This window comes from Paenibacillus sp. AR247 (assembly GCF_002968895.1).
In the GTDB taxonomy this organism is placed as follows: Bacteria; Bacillota; Bacilli; order Paenibacillales; family Paenibacillaceae; genus Paenibacillus_AQ; species Paenibacillus_AQ favisporus.
The window spans coordinates 14,512-18,235 of the sequence record NZ_PCZT01000009.1; the positions used below are offsets into that span (position 1 = coordinate 14,512).

6 protein-coding genes and 1 pseudogene are annotated in these 3,724 nt (G+C 51.6%); all 7 read left to right on the plus strand.

The genetic code is table 11. The features are described 5' to 3' along the window. Positions 1-85 precede the first annotated feature (85 nt). Positions 86-736, plus strand: a complete 651-nt coding sequence (locus CPT76_RS07815; RefSeq protein WP_076164392.1) for a response regulator transcription factor — start codon at positions 86-88, stop codon at positions 734-736. 216 nt (positions 737-952) lie between these two features. Further along, positions 953-2,041, plus strand: coding sequence for a hypothetical protein (locus tag CPT76_RS07825; RefSeq protein ID WP_105442510.1), 1,089 nt, complete (start codon positions 953-955; stop codon positions 2,039-2,041). Further along, positions 2,017-2,088, plus strand: a pseudogene (locus tag CPT76_RS39140) (hypothetical protein); the annotation flags it as partial. The gene CPT76_RS07825 and the pseudogene CPT76_RS39140, both read left to right, overlap by 25 nt. 33 nt (positions 2,089-2,121) lie before the next feature. Then, on the plus strand, positions 2,122-2,532 hold the full coding sequence (locus CPT76_RS07830; protein ID WP_258168662.1) for a sensor histidine kinase: 411 nt from the start codon (positions 2,122-2,124) through the stop codon (positions 2,530-2,532). 7 nt (positions 2,533-2,539) lie between these two features. After that, positions 2,540-3,007 (plus strand): hypothetical protein, encoded by a 468-nt coding sequence (locus CPT76_RS07835; protein WP_105442512.1) that lies wholly within the window; start codon positions 2,540-2,542, stop codon positions 3,005-3,007. A gap of 5 nt (positions 3,008-3,012) precedes the next feature. Next, positions 3,013-3,567 (plus strand): hypothetical protein, encoded by a 555-nt coding sequence (locus tag CPT76_RS07840; protein WP_146116183.1) that lies wholly within the window; start codon positions 3,013-3,015, stop codon positions 3,565-3,567. Next, the coding region (locus CPT76_RS37135) for a hypothetical protein (protein ID WP_181152732.1) at positions 3,537-3,724 on the plus strand (188 nt) is incomplete at its 3' end. The genes CPT76_RS07840 and CPT76_RS37135, both read left to right, overlap by 31 nt.

Here is a 3,724-nt window from a genome sequence, read left to right on the forward strand (position 1 = left end):
GGGGTGGAACCTTCCGGATCGGCACGAATGAAGGTGCAGGCTGCCTATTGGTGCTCACACTGCCAAGTAGAAGGGAGGATCAATGATGTCAAAACTAACGATACTTATCGCAGAAGATCAGACGCTTGTGCGGGAAGGCCTTGAGACCATCCTTAATCTGGAATCCGATATAGAGGTTGTAGCGACAACCGACAACGGCCAAACCGCCTATGAGCTTACTAAGAGCTTGAGGCCGCAGCTTGTGTTGATGGACATCGAAATGCCGGTGATGAACGGGATTACGGCGACCCGGCTGATTAAGGAGTCGAGCCCGGAAACGATTGTTCTGATTTTAACGACGTTTACCAATGAAGATTATATTATTGAGGGTCTTGCCAGCGGAGCGTCCGGCTACCTGCTCAAAGATTTTTCATCCGACAAACTGATTCACTCATTGAAAGAGGCGGTTCGGGGCGAGCTGATGCTGCCCTCCAAGCTGGCCGCCAAGTTTGCTGCCCGTATGCGCACAGCAGCAGCCCCCAGGCAGCCCGGAATCGATTATGGGCTGACCCCGAGGGAGCTTGAGATCGCCAAGCTGATTACGGCACATAAGAACAACCGGGAAATTGCCGATACGCTGTACATCACCGAAGGGACGGTGAAAAACTACATCAGCGTGATTTATGAGAAAATCGGGACGAATGACCGGACCAAGGCCATCCTGCTGCTGAAGCATGCCTTGGAGGCTGTAAACTAAATGAAAATGAACTTCTCACCAGCACCGTTTCCTCTTCAAAGGAAGCGGTGTTTTTATCTCCATAAGTATATCGGTGAACCAGAATCTCGAACAGTTACTTTCGTCATATCCAGGTCATATGACAAAATGTACACTTCAGTCACTTATCGACAGCAAGGAATGCCCGTTATGATGGAGGCGTTGAGAGCATAACCGAATCGAAGGAGGAATTTAAAAGTGACGACGGTGAACACCAATTTAAACGGAACGGACGCTGGTTCAATCTTTGATCCAAATACGACGGATCCGGATAAGCTGAAAATGCAGGCGGACGCTATGCTGTTCTTATCTGACCTGCAGGTCAACCAGGTGCTGAAGCAGCAGTGGACTTCGCTCTTGGCCAATATCAAATCGAAAATCGACGCGAATCCCCCGGCCGGCAGCGACAAAGAGACCGTATATAAGGAAAAGCTCAAAATCATCAACAACTTTTTGGCGCAAAAAGGGTATGAAACCACTTCAGTATATGTGCTTGAGCTAACCCGTACCGATTTTTACGAAGACCATTTGAAGGAAAGCGAACCGAATGCGGAGTCCGACCGTTTCGTCCAGGACATCCTGGCGAAGACCGCGCTTCTGGCCGGCTGGCAGGATGCGATGCAAAAGGCAACGGATACCGATACGTCGGCGCCGGATCAATTCCTGGCTCAGCACGGCTATACATGTACCGCGAAGCAGGTCAACGCTTCTTTTAAAGCGATGCGGAATGTAGACATGAAGTTCTGGACAGGTATTTATGGCAATACGGTTATGACCACATCTGACGGCAAAACGGATACGGGACCCGTAGTCATTATTTACGACAGCCTCGACGGGATCTCGATTGGCAGCGATATGCTGGATAAAGACTTGAATAAAGTCACTTACAAGGACGGCGTACTGAGCTGGACAAAGGATGACTTTACGGTGAATCATTCGGGTCAGCTGACATTCAGTCAGGTTACCCGGGCAGCCAAAGACGATAAAGATGCATACGTCGGCAATGAGTTTTTCGGTACGATTACGTATTCCAACAGCGACGGCACCGAAAAGAAGGAAAGCATATTTGGACGGATCGGCAAGCCGCCGGAAGGTTCTTCGGGCAGTCACGACGGAAATCGGAAATCGTGCCCAGAACGATTGAGCTGGAGCATTCGCTTGAGGAGCGGGCAAGAGCGATGTCCGAAGTCTCGGTCCTCGCCGAGCGCAACCGGATTGCCGGTGAAATCCACGATCATGTGGGGCATATTCTTACGGCGAGCATCGTTCAGCTTCAAGCCGGTCTGAAAATGTTGTCCATGAGCGCCCCTGAATCGGTCGACAAGCTGAATCTAGCATCAGAATTGGTTCGCAAAGGGCTCCATGAAATGAGGAAATCGGTACATATGCTGGGCGAGGAAGCAGCGGCCGCATCTTCGTTCCAGGATTCCCTGCTGCAGATCATAGAAGATTCGGAAAAATACGCTGAGGTGACATTGGAGCACATCATTGAAATCACGGATGGCCGTCTGGAGCCGGAAGCGGAAAAGCTGATCCGCCATGCGCTGCAGGAAGGAATCACGAACGGCATCAGGCATGGCCGGTGTACGCATTTTCGGTTCGAGCTGGTGGAAGAGTACGGCTCGGTCCGGTTCACACTGGTGAACAACGGCTTGCCATTTGCATCGGATCGGCTTGGTTTCGGTCTGACCATGATGCGGCAAACGATCCGTCGAAGGGGTGGAACCTTCCGGATCGGCACGAATTACTCCGCCATCCGTACAGCTGTCCGTCGTTGATAAAGCGATGAAATACCTCGGTTACTTTATGGCTGCGGTGTTCGTCGTGGATTTCATCGCCTCTGTGCCTAAGCGGTTTAAGGCCATATCGGAATTCGTAGAAAAAATCAAAAAGCCGAACGAACCGAATAAACCGGAAGTCGAGAAGAAGCTCGACAGCACCAAAGAGGAAATCAAGGAATCCAGTGATCCGAAATCACTCGAGGAGAACGGTTCGTTTGTGGACAATATCGACAATGTGCAGCCGGAAAATTTCAACAATGAGCAGGGACTCGACTTCATTAATAACGAGCAGCTGCCGCCGGCAAGCGATGTTCAGGCGATGGAGCAAGGCATTGAAAACATGAACGAAAACGGAGAAATCAATCAAAACGAGGAAAATGTTCAAGAGGATCCAAATCCGGTTGACGATAAAATTCAAGGCAATGAGGAAAACGAATTTGAGGGCTTAGCTGAGCTGTTTGGGGAGGCGTAATGGTGATGAGCAATAATGCGGTGGCGCAGGACCAGGCACGTTTTTGGCAATTGTTCGTTCAAGCGATATCCGGGCATCTGCCGGGCAGCGATCCGAAAAATTTCATAGCGGCGGCCGGACGGGTGGACTCCCATCTGGGCAGCGAGACTGAAGTTGTCGCTCTGACGGACGCCTATAATGTAGGCAATACGATCCCTTCCTGGGGGTTAACGTGGAGCGGCGCGTTCAATAATAAGCTGTTCGATATTTACCAGCAATGGGTCCGGGATATCGTCCCTGCCGGCAGCGGCGATTCGGGAAGCGGCGGCTCGTCTTCCGGCGGGGGATCGGGCGATCCGCTGGACACGCAAATCGAGGATCTCCGGTCAAAAATCGCGCTCCTCAGCAGCGACATTTCCAAAATCAACCAAGGCATCTATTCGGACTGGCTGAACGAAGTTTGTGCGGAGCTCGATTCAACGGGAAAAGCATGCAGCGTGTATTTTACCAACCCGCCGGATCCGACCTGGGCTAACTTCGAACCCAGCAAATGGGAACCGAAGATTATAAGGCAAAGGTAGAATCGCTGCAAACGACATACGGCGCCCTGCTCGGCGGAATGACTGAACAGCTGAACGCCCTGCTGCTGAAAAAGTTCGGACCCGGCTACCAGGAGCTGGCCGATGCGACCGAAGCGGTCGCACTCGCCGATCCTTTCGAGCCTCATTCAGCGGATTG